17 protein-coding genes are annotated in these 18885 nt (G+C 71.6%); 8 read left to right on the plus strand and 9 right to left on the minus strand.

Annotated features, from left to right (window positions below; translation table 11 throughout):
* Window positions 1-97 precede the first annotated feature (97 nt).
* From IPN03_21505 to rsmA, 8 genes are all read right to left on the minus strand, one after another.
* Window positions 98-1243, minus strand: a complete 1146-nt coding sequence (locus IPN03_21505; GenBank protein MBK9376228.1) for a DegT/DnrJ/EryC1/StrS family aminotransferase — start codon at window positions 1241-1243, stop codon at window positions 98-100.
* 70 nt (window positions 1244-1313) lie between these two features.
* Window positions 1314-2024 (minus strand): rhomboid family intramembrane serine protease, encoded by a 711-nt coding sequence (locus IPN03_21510; protein ID MBK9376229.1) that lies wholly within the window; start codon window positions 2022-2024, stop codon window positions 1314-1316.
* 132 nt (window positions 2025-2156) lie between these two features.
* Entirely contained in the window at window positions 2157-2444 is a 288-nt protein-coding gene (locus IPN03_21515) for an HU family DNA-binding protein (GenBank protein MBK9376230.1), read from the minus strand.
* A 129-nt stretch (window positions 2445-2573) separates the two neighbouring features.
* A complete protein-coding gene (locus IPN03_21520) occupies window positions 2574-3911 on the minus strand; it encodes a hypothetical protein (protein ID MBK9376231.1) in 1338 nt (445 codons plus the stop codon).
* The gene (locus IPN03_21525) at window positions 3908-4834 is read right to left on the minus strand and encodes a methionyl-tRNA formyltransferase (protein ID MBK9376232.1); all 927 of its coding nucleotides are present in this window, start codon (window positions 4832-4834) and stop codon (window positions 3908-3910) included. The genes IPN03_21520 and IPN03_21525 overlap by 4 nt, the downstream gene beginning before the upstream one ends.
* Before the next feature lie 19 nt (window positions 4835-4853).
* On the minus strand, window positions 4854-7322 hold the full coding sequence (locus tag IPN03_21530) for a DNA translocase FtsK 4TM domain-containing protein (GenBank protein MBK9376233.1): 2469 nt from the start codon (window positions 7320-7322) through the stop codon (window positions 4854-4856).
* Window positions 7323-7327: 5 nt separating this feature from the next.
* Complete coding sequence (locus tag IPN03_21535) at window positions 7328-8164, minus strand: undecaprenyl-diphosphate phosphatase (GenBank protein MBK9376234.1); 837 nt, start codon at window positions 8162-8164, stop codon at window positions 7328-7330.
* A gap of 39 nt (window positions 8165-8203) precedes the next feature.
* Entirely contained in the window at window positions 8204-9013 is an 810-nt protein-coding gene (gene rsmA / locus IPN03_21540) for a ribosomal RNA small subunit methyltransferase A (GenBank protein ID MBK9376235.1), read from the minus strand.
* A 74-nt stretch (window positions 9014-9087) separates the two neighbouring features.
* Between rsmA and trxA the strand changes: the two genes are divergently transcribed.
* The gene (gene trxA, locus IPN03_21545) at window positions 9088-9417 is read left to right on the plus strand and encodes a thioredoxin (GenBank protein ID MBK9376236.1); all 330 of its coding nucleotides are present in this window, start codon (window positions 9088-9090) and stop codon (window positions 9415-9417) included.
* A 40-nt stretch (window positions 9418-9457) separates the two neighbouring features.
* Here the strand turns inward: trxA and IPN03_21550 are convergent, their stop codons facing one another.
* A complete protein-coding gene (locus tag IPN03_21550) occupies window positions 9458-9859 on the minus strand; it encodes a hypothetical protein (GenBank protein ID MBK9376237.1) in 402 nt (133 codons plus the stop codon).
* 150 nt (window positions 9860-10009) lie between these two features.
* Between IPN03_21550 and IPN03_21555 the strand changes: the two genes are divergently transcribed.
* Genes IPN03_21555 through IPN03_21585 form a run of 7 tightly spaced genes read left to right on the plus strand, consistent with a single transcriptional unit; the run spans window position 10010 to window position 18795 of the window.
* Window positions 10010-11020, plus strand: coding sequence for a MoxR family ATPase (locus tag IPN03_21555; protein ID MBK9376238.1), 1011 nt, complete (start codon window positions 10010-10012; stop codon window positions 11018-11020).
* A 15-nt stretch (window positions 11021-11035) separates the two neighbouring features.
* Window positions 11036-11920 (plus strand): DUF58 domain-containing protein, encoded by an 885-nt coding sequence (locus tag IPN03_21560; protein MBK9376239.1) that lies wholly within the window; start codon window positions 11036-11038, stop codon window positions 11918-11920.
* On the plus strand, window positions 11917-12990 hold the full coding sequence (locus tag IPN03_21565; protein ID MBK9376240.1) for a hypothetical protein: 1074 nt from the start codon (window positions 11917-11919) through the stop codon (window positions 12988-12990). The genes IPN03_21560 and IPN03_21565 overlap by 4 nt, the downstream gene beginning before the upstream one ends.
* Window positions 12987-14030: a VWA domain-containing protein gene (locus IPN03_21570; protein MBK9376241.1), complete on the plus strand. Its 1044-nt coding sequence runs from the start codon at window positions 12987-12989 to the stop codon at window positions 14028-14030. Before IPN03_21565 ends, IPN03_21570 begins: the two co-directional genes overlap by 4 nt.
* Entirely contained in the window at window positions 14027-15784 is a 1758-nt protein-coding gene (locus tag IPN03_21575) for a VWA domain-containing protein (GenBank protein ID MBK9376242.1), read from the plus strand. Before IPN03_21570 ends, IPN03_21575 begins: the two co-directional genes overlap by 4 nt.
* Complete coding sequence (locus tag IPN03_21580) at window positions 15781-17634, plus strand: BatD family protein (protein ID MBK9376243.1); 1854 nt, start codon at window positions 15781-15783, stop codon at window positions 17632-17634. Before IPN03_21575 ends, IPN03_21580 begins: the two co-directional genes overlap by 4 nt.
* A gap of 9 nt (window positions 17635-17643) precedes the next feature.
* Entirely contained in the window at window positions 17644-18795 is a 1152-nt protein-coding gene (locus IPN03_21585) for a sensor domain-containing diguanylate cyclase (GenBank protein ID MBK9376244.1), read from the plus strand.
* The last annotated feature ends 90 nt before the right edge of the window (window positions 18796-18885 follow it).

Here is an 18885-nt window from a genome sequence, read left to right on the forward strand (position 1 = left end):
CTCGCTCGTGGCGAGTGCCAAGAACTTACGACCTGCGTGCGTTCTTGTCAAGTGAGGAGATACGCACGCCCGGAAGTAACGCTCCGGAGACGGCGCTCTATTCCCTCGAGAACTGCGCCAGGTGGTACGCGACGAAGGCCTTCTGCGACGGGGCCAGCTCCGGAAATACTGGCAGCGCAAGGGTTTCCAGCGCCGCCCGCTCCGCTTCCTCAAAGTCGCCAGGCTTCCCGCCGAGCCCGGCGAAGCACTCCTGGAGGTGGAGCGGGACCGGGTAGTAGACGGCGTGGCCGATCTTGAGCTGGACGAGACGCTCCTTCAGAGCCTCCCGCCTTCCCCGGGCGACCCGGACGACGAACTGGTTGTAGACGTGGAACGCCCCGGGCGCCTCGCGCGGGAAAGCCGATCCCGCCTTCCTCGAAGGTCCGCCCCCATGCTCGAAGTAGCGTTTCTGGATCTCGGCCGCGTTCTGCCGCCGGCCCGCGGCCCAGGAGTCCAGGTGCGGGAGCTTGACGTGAAGGACGACGGCCTGGAGCGCGTCCAGGCGGAAGTTCCCGCCGACGAGCTTGTGGTGGTAACGGCTCGTCTCCCCGTGCATCCGGAGGGCGCGAAGGGTCGCGGCGAACCCGTCGTCGTTCGTCGTCACCATCCCGCCGTCTCCGAAGCCGCCCAGGTTCTTGGACGGGAAGAAGGAGAACGCTCCGAATTCGCCCATCGATCCCGCCTTGCGCCCCTTGTACGAGGCTCCGAGCGACTGGCAGGCGTCCTCGATGACCGGGATCCCCTTCGCCTTCGCGACCGCCAGGATCGGGTCCATGTCGGCACACTGCCCGTACAGATGGACCGGCTGGATCGCCTTCGTCCTGGGAGTGATCGCCTTCGCGAGCTTCTCCGGGTCGACGTTGCAGGTCACGGGGTCGATGTCACAGAAGACCGGCCTCGCGCCGAGGCGGACGACGGCCCCGGCCGTAGAGAAGAACGTGTAGGGCGACGTCACGACGTCGTCTCCCGGACCGATGCCGAGCGCCATCATCGCGGCGAGCTGGGCGTCGGTGCCGGAGGACATGCCGATCGCGTGCCTGGCCCCGACGTAATCGGCGACCGCTTTCTCGAACGCCTCGACCTTCGGGCCGAGGATGAAGCCCTGGCTCTCGAAGAGCTCGTCCGTTGCCGCGCGGATCTCGTCGCGGAGGGTGGCGTACTGCTTCTTCAGGTCGAGGAGGGGGACGGGGACGGCGAGCGGCATCGTCGGTTCCATAGCGGCCGGGAAGCATACGGCAGGGCGGCCCCGGTGATCACCAGGTCCGGGAGGCCCGTTACCGGATCCAGTACCGCGGCGCGGGGCGTCTGGGGGGCTTCAGGAGGGCGAGCAGGGCGATCCCTGCCGCGAACCCGCCGACGTGGGCCCACCAGGCGACACCTCCCGCGGCCGCTCCCGGCTGCCCCGAGGTGACCAGCGCGGCGGAGCCCTGCCAGAACTGGAGGAGGAACCAGAGGAGGAGGAAGAGGAAGGCCGGGACCTCGACGAGAGGAAAGAGGAAGAAGAGGGGCACGAGCGTGACGACCCGTGCGTGCGGGTAGAGGACGAAGTACGCGCCGAGAACGCCGGCGATCGCCCCCGAGGCACCGACCATCGGTACGAGCGACGCCGTGGCGAACAGCCCCTGGAGAAGGGCCGCCGCTGCGCCGCAGCCGAGGTAGAAGAGAAGGTAACGACCGTGGCCCAGAGCGTCCTCGACGTTGTCTCCGAAGATCCAGAAGAAGAGGAGGTTCCCGGCAAGGTGAAGAAAACCGCCGTGGAGGAACATCGAGCTGAAGAGCCCGAGGGCTCCCATGGGAAGGCTCCCCGTCCCCAGGTTTCCCGGGTGGAACAGCCGCGCCGGGACGAAGCCGAAGGTCCTCACGAGCGCCTCGCCTCCGTTTCCGGCGAGGAGCTGCAGGAGGAAGACGCCGACGCAGGCCACGATGAGAGCGCCGTTGACGAGCGGGACGGTACGGGTCGGGATGGTGTCGCGCAGCGGGATCACGGCCTCGGGATGATACGGGCGACTCCCCCGCCCCTCCGAAAAACGAAACGCCCCGGGGAGCCCCGGGGCGCCGCAGAGGCCTGAGCCTCCACGCGGAGGGGCGCGGGGCCCCTCGCGTTCATCGCCGGAAGACTACTTCCTCTTCTTGTTGAGGAGGGTCTTGAGGTCCTTGCCGGCCTTGAACTTGGCAACCTTCGACGCGGCGATCTTGATCTTCGCCTTCGTCTGCGGGTTGATACCGATGCGGGCCTTGCGGTCGGCCACGCTGAAGATCCCGAGGCCCGGGACGGCGACGCGCTCGCCCTTCTTCAGGTTGTCGCTGATCGAGTCCACGAAGGCCTCGAATGCGGACGTCGCGTCCTTCTTCGACAGCTCCGTCTGCTTGGAAATCGCCTCGACGATCTCGGCTTTACCGGCCATGTGCGGATTCCTCCTCTTTCTCTCTGTGTCGTGCGTGCTCCGGGTCTACGCCCCGGAAAGCGTCACGTTTGTTCGAACGGCTGAAATGTAGGATTACGCCAGCACCTTGTCAACGGAAAACCCGCGTATTCAGCGGCTCCCTCCGCCCTTCCGGAGGACGACGGCGGAAAACCCGTCGTTCGAGGCGCCCGGCGGGACCCGAAAGAACCCGTCCGGACGGAGGGCGGCCCGGAGCGGAACGGGGAGCCCGGCTTCGGCCGGGCGCTCCGGCGCCGCGTCCGCGCGAGAGGAGAGAACGCCGGCGACGACCCCTTCGTTCTCCTCCGGCTCCAGCGAGCAGGTGACGTAGACGACGCTCCCGCCCGGAGCGCAGAGGTCGAGCGCAGCGTGGAGAAGCGCCTGCTGTACGCGGGCGAGCGCAGGCAGGTCGTCCGGCGAGAGACGCCAGCGGATCTCCGGGTTCTTCCGGAGCGTCCCCGTCCCGGAGCAGGGCGCGTCGAGGAGGACGGATCGAAACGCCCCGCGCGGCAACGGCGGGCGCGACGCATCGGCGCGGACGACGAGAACGTCGTCCCGCCGCCCTGCCGCCAGGAGTCCGGCGGCGAGCCGGCGCGAGCGGGTGGGATTGCGCTCGAGGGCCACGACGCGCCTCGCCTTCCCGCGGGCGAGAAGGGTTCGCGTCTTTCCGCCCGGGGCGGCCGCCAGGTCGACGACGACGTCCGCCGGCTCGACGAGCTCGCACATCGCCTGCGCCGCGACGTCGACGACGGCGAGGCGCCCCGACGCGATCGCCGGGTGGCTTCCCGCCGCAGGCGAGGAGAGGGTGAGGGCCAGTGGCGCCCAGGGAGACGGCGTTCCGTCGAGCCCTTCCTCGTGGAGGCGCTCGCGGAGGGAATCCACGTCCCCGTCCCGAGGATCGAGGAGAACGTCCACAGGCGCGTCCACGTCGTCTTCGCGCAGCGCCGCTTCCGTGGCGGCGAGCCCGAGGTCCGCGATCCAGCGCCGCACGAGCCACTCGGGATGCGAGGACTCCAGCGCGAGCCGGGCGATCGGGTCGGTCCCCCGCGGCAGGACGACCCGCGGCGGCTTCACTTCCTTCGTCAGGCGGCGAAGGACGGCGTTGACGAGCCCCGCGGCACGCTCCGAGCGGGCGCGCACGACCTCGACCGTTTCGCTCACGGCGGCGTGCGCCGGGATCCGGTCGAGGAGGAGAAGCTGCGCGGCGCCGGCGCGCAGGGCGGCGCGGACGTCCGGGTCGAGCCCTTCGAGAGGCCGGGAGAGGCTCCTCCCGAGGACGTGGTCGAGGAGAGAGCGGTTGCGCAGGACCGACCGGACGATGGTTCTCAGGAGCGGCCTGTCTCGCGGCGCGAGGCTCACCTCGCGCGCGGCGAGGAGGGGTGCGGCGAAGGCGCGGTCCCTCTCTACCCGAACGAGGATCTCGACGGCGAGCCCTCTCAGGGAGGTCACGACCAGACCTCTCCCGCCACGACCCGCTCGCCACGAGAGAAGGCGCCGGCGCCGAGAGGCTTGCGCCCCTCGGCCTGCAGGGTCGTCACCGAGAGTGCCCCTTCGCCGCACGCGAGGACGATCTCGTCCCCGGCCGCAAGCACCTCTCCCGGGGTCGCTCCCCTTCGGCCTTCCGTCCCGCGGGCCGCCAGGAGCTTCACTCGCCGCCCGCCGCGATACGCGAAGAGGCCGGGCCACGGCGTAAAGGCGCGCAGCCTGCGGGCGAGCTCGAGCGCGGGGCGCGTGAAGTCGGCCCGTCCGTCCTCGCGGCGAATCTTCGGGCAGGCGGTCGCGAGCGCGTCGGCCTGAGGGGCGGCCAGGGCCTCGCCGGAGGCGATCCGCGGGAGGGTCGCGACGAGGAGAGCCGCCCCGGCTTCGGCCAGTCGCGCGGAGAGCCCACCGGCGTTCTCGTCCGCGCCGATCGGCGTCCTCAGGTCCGCGAAGACCCCGCCCGTGTCCATCCCCGCCTCCATCCGCATGATCGAGACGCCCGTCTCCGCGTCGCCCGCAAGGAGCGCCGCCTGGACCGGCGAGGCGCCGCGCCACCGCGGGAGGACCGAGCCGTGGACGTTGACGCACCCGAGACGGGGCAGGTCGAGGACGCGCTGCGCGAGGATCTTCCCGTACGCGACGACGACGAAGAGGTCCGCGTTCGCTTCCGCGAGCCGCGCCACGGCCACGTCGTCTTTCAGGGTCTGCGGCTGGAACACCGGAATCCCGAGCTCTCGGGCACGCCGCGCGAGCGGAGGGTCGGCGACCTCGGCCGATCGCCCCACAGGCTTCGCCGGCTGGGACACGGCGAAGACGACCTCGTGACCCGCGGCGACGAGGGCCTCGAGCGAAGGAACGGCGAAATCGGGGGAGCCGAAGAAGACGATGCGCATGCCGGTGGGGATCGCCGCCTCAGCGCGGCTGGCGATCGACGTCGTCGTAGTAGTCGGGCGGCATGAGCACCTCGCGGCTCTTGGCCCCCCCGCTCGGCGGGCCGACGATGCCGTCGCGCTGCATCATGTCGATGAGCTTGCCCGCGCGGGAGAAGCCGATCTCGAGCCGCCGCTGCAGGAACGAGATCGAGGCCATCCGCTCGCGGACGACGAGGCGCGCCGCCTGCTCGTACATCGGGTCGGCGTCGTCGGGGTTCGCCTTTCCGCCCCGGCCGCCGGCCTCCATCACGGGCTCCCGCTCGGCCGTGACGGACTCGTCGTAGATCGGCTTGGCCTGCTTCTTCAGGAAGCGGCAGATGTCCTTGATCTCCTCGCCCGAGACGAAGCCGCCGTGCACGCGCTGCAGGTACGACGTCCCGGGCGGGAGGAAGAGCATGTCCCCCATCAGGAGGAGCGCCTCGGCGCCGGTGGCGTCGAGGATCGTCCGCGCGTCGATCTTCGTCCGGGTCGTGTAGGCGATGCGGCAGGGGAGGTTCGCCTTGATCGTCCCGGTGATGACGTCGACCGAGGGACGCTGCGTCGCCAGGATGAGGTGGATGCCGACGGCGCGCGCCTTCTGGGCGAGCCGCGCGACCGACTCCTCGATGTCCTTCGGGGCGGTCATCATCAGGTCGGCGAGCTCGTCGATGACGACGACGATGTAGGGCATCGGCGAGATGGTGCCGTCGGGCCCGTCGGCCTTCAGCTTCTCGCCGATCTTCTCCCTCACCTCGGCGAGGGCCTCGGGGTCGCGGATCGCGGCGTTGTACTGCTCGATGTTGCGGACGCCGGGCCACTCGGAGAGGAGCTTGTAGCGCCCCTCCATCTCGTCCACGGCCCACTTCAGGGCGTTCGCCGCCTTCTTCGGGTCGACGACCACCGGCACGAGGAGGTGCGGCAGGTCGTCGTAGTCCTTCATGTCGTTCATCTTCGGGTCGACGAAGATGAACTTCACCTCGTCGGGGCGCGCCTTGTAGAGGATCGACGTGATCATCCCGTTCACGCCGACGCTCTTGCCGGCACCCGTCATGCCGGCGACGAGGAGGTGGGGCATCCGCGCGAGGTCGGCGACGACGGGATTCCCCTCGACGTCGATGCCGAGGGCGATCGTCAGGAGCGAGGGGGACCTCTTGAACTTCTCGCTCTCGATCACCTCGCGCAGCGAGATGAGGTCGCGGTTCCGGTTCGGCACCTCGATGCCGATCGCGGCCCGGCCCGGGATCCGCTCGATGCGGACCTTCTCGGCCGCCAGCGCGAGGGCGAGGTCGTTCTCGAGGCCGGAGACCTGCGCGACCTTGACGCCCGCCGAGGGCTTGAACTCGTAGGTCGTGACGACGGGCCCCGGCCGGTAGCTGTCGACGACGCCCTCGACGCCGAACTCGAGGCACTTGGCGGCGATGAGCTCCATCGTCTGCTGGAACTCCTCGCGCGACTTCTCGCGGTCCCTCTTCACGGCGGAGCGCAGGAGCTTCTCGGGCGGAAAGATCCAGCCGTTCGATTCCTTCGGCGAGGGGAACGGGAGGACGCGCTGGGGCGGCGTCTCCACCTTCTTCAGCTGCGCGGGGCGCGACACCGTGACCGGGCGGGCGGGCGCGGACGCGGGAACGGAGGCCGTCGTCGCGCTCCCCTCGCCGCCCGAGACGTCCCCGGAGCCCGCCGCGCGCCGGATGGAGAACTGCCCCGAGCCGCTCCTCTCTCGGACGCGAAGCGTCGCGAGCGAGGGAATGGTGACGACCTCGCCGCCCGGTTCCTCTTCCTGTTCTACCTCGGGGGGCGCCTCGCGCGCCCTTTCGAGGTGTTTCTGCACCACGGCCCTGCGCGTCCGCTCCTTCTCCTCGACCTGCCTCTTCTTCTCCCGTTCGACCTTCCAGTCCGAGAAGCTCGCCGAGGCGCGCACGGCCGCGCCGCGCAGCGCCTCTCCGAGCGAAAGCGACGCGACGAGGAGGACGCCGATGAGGAGGCCGGCCGACAGCGCGATGACGGCGCCGGGCGGGTTGAGGGCGGCGACGAACGCGCCCGCGAGGAGGTCCCCCACGAAGCCGCCGGCGCCCAGGCTGCCGCCGAGGAGCTGGGGGCGCCCGAGAGCGAGGTGGAAGAGAGGCGCGGCGGTGAGGAGGACGACGAGGAGCCCCAGCGCCTTCGTCCCCCAGGCCCCGAGGGCGCGGGAGCGCAGCCGCGCCAGGCCGAGCCCGAGGACGACGATCGGCAGGGCGAAGGCCGCGAAGCCGAAGAACTGGAGCGTCGCGTCGGCGAAGGAAGCGCCGACGCGCCCCGCCCAGTTTCCGGGGCGGGCGTCGGGGTCGGCGACGGACGAGAAGAGCGACGGATCGGCCGGGTCGTAGGAGAGAAGCGACGCGACGAGGAGGAGCCCGGCCGCCACGACGAGAATTCCGAGGAACTCGTCGCGCCGGCGGTGCGGGGCTTCGGGCCTGTGGGAGCTGTCGGTCATCGGCGTCAGAGGAGGCCCGCGGCGAGGACCGCGATGCCGAGCAGCGCGGTGTAGACGATGAACGGCTGGAGCTTCATGGAGACGACGAGGCGCAGGAGGGCCGCGACCGCGACGTACCCGACGAGGGCGGCGACCACCATCCCCGAGAGGTAGACGCCGACGTGGCTGCCGGCCGTCACGAGGTGCCCGGTTGCGCGGTACTCGCTGACGTTCTCGACGAGGGCCGCGGCGAGGATCGTCGGAACCGAGAGAAGGAAGGCGTACTCGGCCGCCGCCCGCCGCGACAGTCCCGCAAAGAGGCCCATCGAGATCGTGTTCCCCGAGCGCGAGAGCCCCCGGAAGAGGGCGGAGAAGGACTGGAAGGCGCCGATCAGCACCGCGTCCCGCACGCGCATCTCCTCGAGCGACCGGCCTCCCTCGCCGCGCCTCGCGCCGACCGCCTGCGCTCCGGCGAGCAGGAGCGACGTGGCGAGAAGGGCCACGCCCATCCTCGGGAGGTTGTCCATCCCGTCGAGGGCGAACTGCTTCAGCGGAAGGGTCAGCGCCCCCGTGAGCCCGACGGAGACCGCGAGCATCAGGGCCATCTTCCAGGAGGCGCGCCGGGACGCCGGATCGCGCGACACCGCGCCGCGCAGCAGGCCGCCGATCTTCTCGCGGAAATAGACGACGACCGCGACGAGCGTCCCGACGTGGAGCATCACGTCGAAGAGGATTCCGGGCTGGGAGAAACCCGGCAGCAGCCTCTGGGCGAGGATGAGGTGGGCGCTCGAGGAGACCGGCAGGAACTCGGTCAGACCCTGCAAGGCCCCCAGCAGGATCGCCTGCCAGAACGTGACCGACATCGACGAAGTTTAGCAGGGCAGGGGCTGCACCCTGCGCCGTCAGCGGCCCGGAGCGGTTCCGGGGCGCGGTCCGAGGAGGCGCGCCAGGCCGAGAAATGCCTCAGGTCCGAGCTCTTCCGCCCGTGCCGTCGGCAGGAGACCCGCCGCGGCCACCGCCGCCGCCGCGGCCTCGCGCCCCCACGCCGCGCCCAGGGCGTTCGTCAGCGTCTTGCGCCGCACCGCGAAGCCGGCCGACGCGACGGCGATCGCCGCCGCGGCCCCTTCGGGCGCTGCAGACGGGACGAGCTCGACCACGGAGGAGACGACCTTCGGCCGGGGCGTGAAGTCCCCCGGCGGGACGTCGAAGAGGCGCCTGGCTTTCGCGTGCAGCGCCACGTCGACCGAGAGAAAGCCGTAACCGTCGTCTCCGGGGCGGCCGCAGATCCGCTCCGCCACCTCGCGCTGCACCATCACCACGAGCCGCGAGAAGAGGTCCGGGCGGCGGGCGAAGGCCCGTACCATCGGCGTCGCAGACTCGTACGGCAGGTTCGCGACGAGGGGGACCGGTGGCGCCGCGCCCGCTTCGGCGAGAGCCACGGCCGGGTCGAAGCGCAGGGCATCCGCCTGGATCACCCGAAGCTCCTCGCAACCGAGCTCCGCCGTCAGCCGGCCGGCGAGGAGCCCGTCGATCTCCACCGCCAGGACGCGGACCCCGCGCGAGAGGAGCGGGCGCGTGAGGGCGCCCCGGCCGGGACCGACCTCGAGGACCCAGCAGCCCGCCTCGGGGGCGAGCGCGTCGACAATCCGCCCCGCCGTCCGGGGGCTCGACAGGAAGTTCTGACCGAGCCGGGGTCTCCTTGACGGTCTCACGACTGCCAACCTACCATGCCCCCCGGCCGGCGCCCGAAGGGGTGCCGCCACGCTCCCAGAAGAGAGGAACCCATATGGCAGGAAACGTCCAGGAGTTCACCGCCGCGAGCTTCGACCAGGTGGTGCTCAAGAGCGACAAGCCCGTTCTCGTCGATTTCTGGGCCGTCTGGTGCGGCCCGTGCCGCCAGGTGGCCCCTGTCGTCGAGGCCCTGGCCGGAAAATGGGGCGAGACGGTCAAGGTCGGCAAGGTCAACGTCGACGACCACCCGTCGATCGCCGAGAAGTACAACATCATGTCGATCCCGACACTGATTCTTTTCAAGGACGGCGCCGTCGTCGAGCGCGTCATCGGCTTCGCCTCCCAGGCCGCCCTCGAGCAGAAGTTCCAGCAGTACGTCGCCTGATTGCGCGCGAAGGGTCTGCCCTGCGGGCAGGCCCTCCGCGTCACGGCGTGCGCGGCGGCGGGGCCGCTGCGATCGGACCCGGCAGGATCTTCCGGGCGACCGGCCCCTCCGGGCCGTCGACGTAGAGGACCCTGACGCGATCGCCCTTCCGGACCTCCACTTCGATCCGGGTCTCGGCGTCGAGCCGGAAGACGCGACCGGTGGCGCCGACCTCGGCCAGGACGAGGTACTGCCCGGGGGTGATGTTCATGCACGCCCCCGCGGCGCGCAGGTACGGCTCCGGTGTCGGTGCCGGCGGGCCGTAGTAGGGCCGCTGCACCGGCGTGGGCACGGGGCGCCTGGTCTTCTTCCGCTTCTTCGTCTTCGCGTCGGCCGGAGCCGGGATGAGGAGCGAGAGAAGGAGAAACGCCGCGGTCGCGAGGGGGAACGAGGGCCGGCGCATCAGGCGGGCGAGGATAGCCGAGCCGCGCCGGAACGTCGCGGCACCAGCGTTGCTCTAAGAGGTCGGGTGCCGCTTCCGACACGCCGAAACGGCAGCGCTCCGCCCGAGTAACGTCCGCCTGCGCGTCCCTTTGACGCGCCCCGAGGAACGATGAGCATTGCCCCCACCGACGCGGCCGCCCTCACCGAGAGAATCCGGGAAAGCTCCCTCGCCGTCTCCGCCCTCCTTGCGGAGGTGCGAAAGGTCATCGTCGGCCAGCCCAAGATGGTCGAGCGGCTCGTCATAGGCCTCCTGGCCGACGGCCACGTCCTCCTCGAGGGGGTCCCGGGGCTCGCCAAGACGCTCGCCGTCCGGACCCTCGCCCGCGGGCTCGACGCGAGCTTCTCGCGCATCCAGTTCACGCCCGACCTGCTGCCGGCCGACCTCATCGGGACGCTCGTCTTCAATCCCAAGACCCAGGAGTTCGTCGCGCGGCGCGGGCCGGTCTTCGCCCACATCGTCCTCGCCGACGAGATCAACCGCGCCCCGGCCAAGGTCCAGTCGGCCCTCCTCGAAGCGATGCAGGAACGGCAGGTCACGATCGGCGACGAGACGATGCCGCTCCCGAAGCCGTTCCTCGTCCTGGCGACGCAGAACCCGATCGAGCAGGAGGGGACCTACCCGCTTCCCGAGGCGCAGATCGACCGCTTCCTGATGAAGCTCAGGGTCGGTTACCCGACGAAGGCCGAGGAGCGCCAGATCCTCGACCGGATGGGAGACGCGACGGAGACCCGCGCCTCGGCCACGGTCCGTCCCGTCCTGACGCCGGCCCAGATCGAAGGGCTCCAGCAGCTCGTCCGCGAGCTCTACGCCGACGAGCGGATCAAGGGCTACCTCGTCGAGCTCGTCGCGGCGACCCGCGAGCCGCGGGCTTACGGCCTGCCCGAGCTCGCCGACTTCGTCCAGTACGGCGCCTCTCCCCGAGCCACCCTCGCGCTCCTCTCGACCGCCCGCGCCCACGCCTTCCTCCAGGGCCGCGGGTACGTCATCCCCGAGGACGTCAAGGAAGTCGCCCCGGACGTCCTGCGCCACCGGGTCCTCCTCTCGTACGAGGCCGAGGCGGAGAACGTCTCGAGCGACCAGGTCGTCTCCCGCATCCTCGAGCGGATCGAAGTTCCTTAGAGGGTTTCTTCCGCAATGCTCCCCCGCGAGATCGTCAAGAAGATCCAGAGGATCCGGATCACGACGAACCGGCTCGTCGACGCCGGGCTCGGCGGGGAGTACCACTCCGTCTTCCGCGGGCGCGGCATGGAGTTCTCGGAGGTCCGCGCCTACGTTCCCGGCGACGACGTGCGGGCCATCGACTGGAACGTCACGGCCCGGACCGGTGTCCCGCACGTGAAGAAGTTCGTCGAGGAGCGCGACCTCACCACCCTCCTCGTCGTCGACCTCTCCCGGTCGCAGGAGTTCGGCTCGCGATTCCTCACCAAGCGCGCCCTGATGGCCGAGCTCGCCGGCCTGCTGGCCTTCGCGGCCGTCAAGAACAACGACCGGGTCGGGGCCCTCCTCTTCACCGATCGCCTCGAGCGCTTCATCCCTCCCCGCAAGGGCTTCGACCACGCCCTCGCCATCCTGCGCGACGCCCTCGTCCAGCCGATGAAGGGGACGCGGACCGACCTCGCCCTCGCGCTGAAGACCGCCGCCTCGCTCCTCAAGCAGCGCGCCGTCGTCTTCGTCCTCTCCGACTTCCTCGCGGCCGACTACGAGAAGCCGCTGAAGATCCTGAGGCGCCGGCACGACGTCGTCGCCATGCCGATCACCGACCCGCTCGAGACGGCCCTCCCGGCGCGCGGCCTCGTGAGGCTGCGCGACGCCGAGACCGGCCTGACGCGCGTCTTCGATGCCGGCGACCCCGCCTTCCGCGCCGCGTGGCAGAAGCGCGGCCGCCCCTTCCCCGACCCGGCCGAGGTCTTCCGCTCGTCGGGCGTCGACTCGATCCCGCTCTCCACGGACGCCCCGTACGAGCGCGCGCTCGTTCGATTCTTCAAGGAGCGCGAGCGCAGGAGGTCGGCGGGCCGATGAGGCGGACACTCCTCCTCGCGTCCCTCCTCGGCCCGGTGCTCGCGGCGCCGCTCGCCGGTGCAGACGGCCGGCCCTCTCTCCCGGCCGCGACGATCCCCCCTCCGATCGTCGTCACGTCGACGGCCGACCGGACGACGGTGGCCGTCGGCGAGCGGGTGACCGTCGTCTATTCCGCGAGGATCCCGGAAGGGGCGACGCTCGAGCTCGAGTCCCTCGTCTCCCCCGCCCGGCCCGAAGGGCAGTCGGCCACGGCGGGATTCGTCCTCGACTTCGAGCCCGTCGATCCTCTCGTCTCGGAGAAAGGGAAGGGGCGCACCGGCCTCGTCGACGTGCGGCAGACGGTGAGGCTCGCCGCCTTCGTCCCGGGCGAGACGCGCGTCCCCGGCCCCGTCTTCTCCTACGAGGGACCCGACGGAACGAAGGCCGTCGTTCGCCCGCCCGAGGTCACGCTCACCGTCTCCTCGCGCCTGCCGGCCGACCAGGAGCCCGGACAGCTCGCTCCGAAGCCCGAGCGGCCCGTGCGCATCCCATCGCGCAGCCCCTGGTTCTGGGCCTCGATCGCCGCCGGCATCCTCGCCGTCGCGGCTCTCGTCCTCTGGCTCGTGAAACGGCGAAAGAAGAAGGGTGCGGCTCCCGCGGAGAGCGTCCCGCCGCCCCCGCCGCCCGACGTCGAGCTGGAGGCCGCGCTCGCCGCCCTCGCCGCCCGGGCCGCGTCGCTCGACGGTGACGCGCGTCCTTTCTACACGGAGCTGACCCACGCGGCGAAGCGTTTCCTCGAGCGCCACCTCGGGCAGCCGGTCCTGGAGTGGACGACGTTCGAGACCGTCCGTCGCCTGCGCGAGGGCGGCACCGAGCCTCCGCGCGAAGTGGCGCTGCCGGAGCTCCTGACCGGCGCCGACCGGGTGAAGTTCGGCCGGGCGGGATCGACCCGCGAGGACGCGGCCCGGGCGCTCGAGAACGCGCGCCACCTCCTGGCGTGGGGACGCGTGAGAATGGCCGCGCAGGCGGCCGCCGAGAAGGCCGCGGAGAAGGCCGCGGACAAGCCTGCCGGGAAGGGGGCGGGTCGATGAGCCTCCTGGCCTCGCTCCTCCCGTCCGGTCTCTCCTTCCGCGACCCGCTCTTCCTCCTGCTCCTCGTCGCCCTCCCGATCGCGATCGCCTTTCGGATCATCCGCGAGCGCAGGGGCGACTCCGCCCTCGTCGTCCCGACGCTCGCCTTCGTGGCGCGCGTGAAGCCGGGCTGGCGCGTGAGGTTCCGGCACGTCCCGTTCGTCCTCGGCTGCCTCGGCTTCGCCGGGCTCGTCGTGGCGCTCGCCCGCCCCCGCGTCGGACTCGAGAGGACCGAGTCGTGGACCGAGGGCGTCGACATCATCGTCGCGCTCGACGCCTCGGGTTCCATGGCCGCCGAGGACTTCAAGCCGAAGAACCGGTTCTTCGTCGCCAAGGCCGCCACGCGCACCTTCGTCGAGGGGCGCCCGCAGGATCGCCTCGGCCTCATCGCCTTCGCCGGCCGGTCGCGGACCGTCGTCCCCCTGACGACCGACCGCGCGATGCTCCTCACCCGCCTCGCGGAGCTGAAGCTCGGCGACCAGGGAGACGGAACGGCGATCGGCATGGCCCTGGGAAACTCGCTCGCCCGGCTCGGAGCCTCGAAGGCGAAGTCGAAGGTGGTCGTCCTCGTGACCGACGGCGGGAACAACGCGGGGGAGATCGACCCCGACACGGCCGCAAACGTCGCGAAGGGGCTCGGCATCCGCGTCTACACGATCGGCGTCGGCACGGCCGGCGGCCCGGTGGAGATCCCGGTGCCGGTCCGGGACCCGGACACGGGGCGCGTCGTCGAGCGGCGGGTGATGGCACAGATCGACGTCGACGAGAAGCTCCTCGGCCGCATCGCCGAGACGACGGGCGGACGCTTCTTCCGCGCGACCGACCCCGCCGGCCTCGCAGAGACCTACGCCGAGATCGACCGCCTGGAGAAGACCGAGGTGAAGACGACGACCTTCACGCGCTGGCGCGAGACGTTCCCCCGTGTCGCGATTCCCGCGGCCGCGCTCCTCGCCATGGCCGCCGGGCTCGCGCTCTTCGCCTTCCCGGTGGCCCCGCGATGAAGGACCTCTTCCTCGTTCCGTTCTGGCTCGGCGCGACGCTCGGCGCCGCGCTCCTGGCCGTCGTCGCCGCGTGGCTCTCGGCCCGTCGCAACCGCAGCCGGCGCGAGGGGCTCGTCGCCCCTGCCCTCGCGGAGAAGGCGGGTCTCCTCGCTCGCGACCGCTGGACTCCGTTCGCCGCGGCGCTCGCGGTGGTCGTCGTCCTCGGCGCGGGGCTCGCGCTCGCGCGTCCGCGCTGGGGCCTCGTCACGGAGACGGTGGAGCGCCGCGGGGCCGACGTCGCGATCGTCCTCGACACCTCCGCCTCGATGCGCGCGACCGACGTCACCCCGTCGCGCTTCGTTCTCGCGCGCCAGGCGGCGCTCTCTCTCGTCGAGAAGCTCCCCGGTGACCGCCTCGCCCTCGTCGGCTGCGAGGGGGAGGCACAGGTCCTCGTCCCCCTCACGCTCGACTCCGCCGCCGTCGCCCTCTTCCTCGAGGCTCTCGAGCCGGGCATCGGCACGCTCCCCGGCACCTCGCTCGCGGCCGGGCTCGCCGCGGCTGCCGAGCTGATGCCCCCGGGCACGTCGGCCGGACGGCAGGTCGTCGTCCTCTCCGACGGCGAGGACCTCGAAGGGGGCGTCGACGAAGCGATCGCGAAGGCGAAGAGCGAAGGCATCGTCGTCCACACCGTCTTCGTCGGGGCCGAAGGGCGCGGCGCGCCCGTTCCCGAGGTCGACGTCTCCGGCAGGCCCACGGGCTTCAAGACGGAGGACGGGGCGCCGGTCCTCTCGCGTCCCGACCCCGCGCTCCTCCGCCGCCTCGCCGCGGAGACGGGGGGCAGCTTCAGCATCGTCCACCCCGGCCGGACCGACCTCGACGGCGTCGCCCGCGAGGTCGACAAGGCCGCGCGCCGCCCCCTGTCGGAGACCGTCGGCACGAACCGCCAGGAGCGGTTCCAGCTTCCGCTCGGCGTCGCCGTGGCCGCTCTCGCGCTGCTCCTGGTCGGACCGCTCGGATTCCTCTTCCGGCGGACGCGGAGCGTTGCGGCCGGATTCCTGTCGGTCGCGCTCGCCCTGGCCTCCGGACCGCTGCGCGCACAGGGGGCACCGGCCGGCGTTTCCGCACCGGCCCTGGCCGCACCCTCCTCAACGGCCCCGCCGGTTCCTCCCGCGCCCGCCTCGCTGAAGGAGCGGATCCTCTCGCGCCCCCCCTTCACCACCGCCCGCGGCGAGGCGCTCGCCGGAAAGAAGGCTCTCGACGAGAAGCGCGTGGAGGAGGCCATCGGCCGCTTCGCGCGGGAGGCGGTGCTCGCCCCGAAGGACCCGTCGGGGGCCTACAACCTGGGCACGGCCCTGTCGGTCGCGGGCCGGGGCGAGGAGGCCCTCGCGGCGCTGAAGAAGGCGAAGGGAGCCTCCCGCGGAGACCTCGCCGCCGACGCGTCCTTCAACTCCGGCAACGTCCTCCTCTCGGGCCAGCAGTGGGAGGCCGCCGCGGCCGCCTATCGCGACGCGCTCCGGGCGCGCCCCGGCGAGGCCGACGCGGCCTGGAACTACGAGCTCGCGCTCCGGCGCCTCGAGCAGCAGAAGAAACAGCAACAGCAGCAGAAACAGGGCGGTCAGCCGCCGCCGAAGAAGGACGACTTCGAGAAGAAGGCGAAGATGAGCCGCGACAAGGCCGAGCAGCTCCTCCAGGCCATCGCCCGAAACGACCTCGAAGAGCAGCGGAAGAAGGTCGCCGAGCAGAAGAAGCAGCGCCGCGCCGGGAGGGACTGGTGACGCGCCGCCCCACCCGGTCCCCCATCGTCCTCGCCGCTGCCCTGCTGACGCTCCTTCCGGCCTCGCTCCAGGCCGTGCAGGAAGAGCCCGAGGTCCGGGTCATCGTCGACAACCCGCGTCCTGCAGCGGACGACGTCGTTCGGCTGACCTTCTCGTTCACCGGCCCCGGCGTCGGAGGGAGCCTCCATGCCCCGGCGTCGCTGCCGCTGAAGAACCTCGTCGTCGTCGGCGGCCCGAACACCTCCACGCAGATCAGCTTCTACAACGGCCAGCTCTCACGCCAGGCGAGCCTCACCTACTTCCTCCAGCCCTCCGGGCCGGGCCCGGCCGAGATCGGCGAGACGACGTTCAAGGTCGGCGACAAGGACGTGAAGGCGGGCGCCTATCTCCTGGAAGTCGGCACGGCGCGCCGTCCGCCCGGCGCCGGGCCGGGCAACGCGCCCGCCAGCGAGGACCCGTTCGGCCGGACGGCGCCGCGACCGGGGCCCCGCCGCGCCGGCGCCGAGCGCGACTTTCCCGCGGAAGACCCGATCCTCGTCTTCGTCGCGACGCCGAGCAAGGAAGCGTCGTTCGTCGGCGAAGAGGTGACGATCCTCTACGAGCTCGTGACGCAGGCCGAGGTCCAGGGCATCGAGTACGTCGAGGCTCCGCAGTTCCCCGGCCTCTGGGCCGAGGACCTCGAGCGGTCCGAGCGGCCGCAGGGCCGCCGAGACACCCTGGATGGGCGACCCGTCGCCCGCTTCACGCTTCTCAAGAAGGCGGTCTCGGGCCTGACGCCCGGTTCCGTGACGATTCCTCCGGCGAAGATCCGGATCGGCGTCCGCGCTGCGATGGACCCCTTCGGCGACCCGTTCGCCATGCTTCGGCCGAGGGTCCTGGAGCGGGAGACGAAGGCCCTGACGCTGAAGATCCTCCCGATCCCCGGCCGGCCCGATTTCAAGGGTCCCGTGGGGCAGTTCGGCGTCACCGCCAGCGTCGACCGCAAGAGCGTTCCCGCCGGAGAGGCGGTCACGCTGAAGGTCCGCCTCGCGGGAAGCGGAAACCTCAGGACCGCCACGGAAGCGCCCCACCTCTCGATTCCCGGGGTCAAGGTCTATCCCCCGTCCTCGCGCACGCTCCCCGCACGGGGCTCCGCGAGAGGGGGTGCGAGCGCCGAATGGGACTTCGTCGTCGTCCCCTCCGAGCCCGGCTCCCTCGTCATCCCTCCGATCTCTCTCGAGGTCTTCGACACCGCCGAGAAGAAGCTCGTCGTGAAGCGCAGCGCGCCGATCACGCTCGTCGTCGAGACCGCCGCGCCGCTGGCCGTAGCCGCCGGGGGGACGGCCGCGGCCGCCCCCGCCCAGACCGACACCGGGTCCGAGGCGTCGACGACCCTTCCGGGCGCCCCCCCGACGCCCACCCCGCTCCCCTCGGCGCGAGAGCTCGCGCAGAGAACGATCGCGATCCCACTCTGGGCTCTCCTGGCCGTTCCCGGTGTCCTCGTCGCGGCCGGCGGGGCGGCGTGGGCCTTCCGGCGCCGGGCTCACGCGCTCGGTCCCGTCAGCGCCCTCCTCGTCGCCGAGCCGGGCGAGACCAAGGAGCGGGCCGTGGCGAGGGTCGAACGGGCGATCCGCGAGCACCTCGCCCGCCGGACCGGCGCCTCCGAGACGACCCCGGTGTCCGCCCTCCTCGACGAGCTCGCCGACCGCGGCGTTCCCCCGGCGCTGCGGGAGGAGCTCCGGCAGCTTCTCTCGCAGACCGACTTCCTCCGGTTCGCACCCCAGCTCGGGGACTACGCCGACGAGATATCCCGGCTGCGGGAGAAGGCCCGGTCGGTCCTCGGACGGGTTCGCGGGGCCGGACGCGCCTAGAATCGAGGCGTGACCGTCCCCTCGCGGGTCCTTCCGCAGGCGAAGCTGGCGCGCTTCATGGAACGCCACCGCCTCCTCGACGAGACGAGCGGGACCGCTCCCGAGCGGTTCCTGATGACGCTCGTGAAGAAGGCGCTCGACTTCGTCCCGGCCGAAGCGGCGGTGCTCCTCCTCGACGACCCCGTCGCCAAGGAGGACGACCGGTCCCGCAACGAGCTGACCGTCGTCGCCACGGCCGGCGATTTCCGCGAGACCGCGATCGGCGCGCGCGTTCGGCCCGTCGACGGGATCGCCGGGTTCACCTACGCGCGCGGCGAGCGCACGGCCGTCAACGAGGTCAAGGGCGCGCGCGCCCTCTCGCTCGAAGCCGACGAGGCGTTCGCCTCGCCGGTCCGGTCGGCCCTGGGCGTTCCTGTGATCATCGAGTCGCACGTCTGTGGCTCGCTCGTCCTGGTCAACCAGCGCGAAGGGGCCTTCGACCAGCGGGACGAGCGGCTGATGGCCCTCTTCGGAGACACCCTCTCCCTCGCCCTGCAGAACCTCCTCGACGAGCGCCGCGCGCGCGAGGTGGCACGGCGCGACTCGCTGACCGCGCTCTACAACGACCGCTACTTCCACAAGAAGCTCCAGCAGGAGATCGACCGCCTCGCCGCCGGGGCCGACGGGGACCTCACGCTCCTCTTCCTCGACTGCGACCACCTGAAGGCGGTCAACGACGAGCACGGGCACCTGGCCGGCAGCCAGATCCTCCGGGAGGTCGCGTTCGTCCTCCAGCGCCAGCTCGCCGCGACGACCTCGCTCCCCTGCCGCTACGGCGGGGACGAGTTCACCGTGATCCTCCTCGACTGCAGCCTCCAGCAGGGACTGGAGATCGCCGAGCGGATCCGCGCCGCGATCCAGGACTGGACCTTCCTGCCGATGGCGATCGGGCCCGGCGAGCCGGCCCTGAAGCTGAAGGGCGTCATCACGATGTCGCTCGGCGTCGCCTCGTACCGCCGGCACTGCACCCCCGGGCGTCCTCCGGCCGAGCAGAAGAACGAGCTCCTGAAGAAGGCCGACGCCGCCCTCTACCACGCCAAGGACGCCGGGAAGAACTGTGTCGTCGGCGCCCGCCGGGAGAGCGGCCCGCCTTCCTACTCGAGCGTCCTCCTGAAGACCTGACCGCTCCCGCCCGTCCCCTCCTCCTCCGGGGGGCGCGGGCCCCCAGGGCGGGGGGGGGGCACTACACCAGGCCCAAGTAGAATGCGGCTT

The sequence above is a fragment of the Holophagales bacterium genome, from assembly GCA_016719485.1.
Taxonomy (GTDB): Bacteria; Acidobacteriota; Thermoanaerobaculia; order UBA5066; family UBA5066; genus UBA5066.

Excerpts from the sequence above, each read along its gene's own strand:
- IPN03_21560 (MBK9376239.1), top strand. The coding sequence starts at position 11,036 with ATGCTCCCCCGCGAGATCGTCAAGAAGATCCAGAGGATCCGGATCACG.
- IPN03_21530 (MBK9376233.1), bottom strand. The coding sequence starts at position 7,322 with ATGACCGACAGCTCCCACAGGCCCGAAGCCCCGCACCGCCGGCGCGAC.
- IPN03_21565 (MBK9376240.1), top strand. The coding sequence starts at position 11,917 with ATGAGGCGGACACTCCTCCTCGCGTCCCTCCTCGGCCCGGTGCTCGCG.
- IPN03_21535 (MBK9376234.1), bottom strand. The coding sequence starts at position 8,164 with ATGTCGGTCACGTTCTGGCAGGCGATCCTGCTGGGGGCCTTGCAGGGT.
- IPN03_21575 (MBK9376242.1), top strand. The coding sequence starts at position 14,027 with ATGAAGGACCTCTTCCTCGTTCCGTTCTGGCTCGGCGCGACGCTCGGC.
- IPN03_21515 (MBK9376230.1), bottom strand. The coding sequence starts at position 2,444 with ATGGCCGGTAAAGCCGAGATCGTCGAGGCGATTTCCAAGCAGACGGAG.
- IPN03_21570 (MBK9376241.1), top strand. The coding sequence starts at position 12,987 with ATGAGCCTCCTGGCCTCGCTCCTCCCGTCCGGTCTCTCCTTCCGCGAC.
- IPN03_21525 (MBK9376232.1), bottom strand. The coding sequence starts at position 4,834 with ATGCGCATCGTCTTCTTCGGCTCCCCCGATTTCGCCGTTCCTTCGCTC.
- trxA (MBK9376236.1), top strand. The coding sequence starts at position 9,088 with ATGGCAGGAAACGTCCAGGAGTTCACCGCCGCGAGCTTCGACCAGGTG.
- IPN03_21555 (MBK9376238.1), top strand. The coding sequence starts at position 10,010 with ATGAGCATTGCCCCCACCGACGCGGCCGCCCTCACCGAGAGAATCCGG.
- IPN03_21550 (MBK9376237.1), bottom strand. The coding sequence starts at position 9,859 with ATGCGCCGGCCCTCGTTCCCCCTCGCGACCGCGGCGTTTCTCCTTCTC.
- IPN03_21505 (MBK9376228.1), bottom strand. The coding sequence starts at position 1,243 with ATGCCGCTCGCCGTCCCCGTCCCCCTCCTCGACCTGAAGAAGCAGTAC.